The organism is Pseudoalteromonas sp. MER144-MNA-CIBAN-0113 (assembly GCF_040308965.1).
GTDB lineage: Bacteria > Pseudomonadota > Gammaproteobacteria > Enterobacterales > Alteromonadaceae > Pseudoalteromonas > Pseudoalteromonas tetraodonis.
In genome coordinates this window covers 1-365 of the sequence record NZ_JBEOOG010000226.1, presented here as the reverse complement: position 1 = coordinate 365, position 365 = coordinate 1, and the positions used below count along the sequence as shown (strand labels likewise).

At 36.4% G+C, this 365-nt stretch carries 1 protein-coding gene; it reads right to left on the bottom strand.

Annotation, left to right across the window (positions count from 1 at the left end):
* Positions 1-365: ATP-binding protein (locus AAEY57_RS19485; RefSeq protein ID WP_350608604.1), on the bottom strand; the 365-nt coding region annotated here is incomplete at both ends.

Genomic DNA, 365 nt, shown 5'->3' with positions numbered 1-365 from the left:
AAACCCTGAGAAAAAAGAAGAAATGCGGGCGGCATAAAATTTAACTTGAGGCGACAACTAACTTGAAAAACTCCGTTTCTTATATCTAATTCATGAATCAAATCAACTAATCGATCTTTATATTCTTCAACAAAATATACATTTCGCCCCCCTTCATCAGATACCTTTAAAGCCAACTGTTTAAGTGAAGTAGTTTTACCACATCCAGCCCCTCCAAATAGAAGATGTAAATCTAGTGGTTGAGCTTTTTCATTAGCAAGAGACATATCAAAAAATTTATTTGTATTATCGTAAGCGTCCGGCAATCCACACCTAGCTTTTGATATTCCAAGGCAGTAAATCATCGATTTGGCAACCCGGTTTGC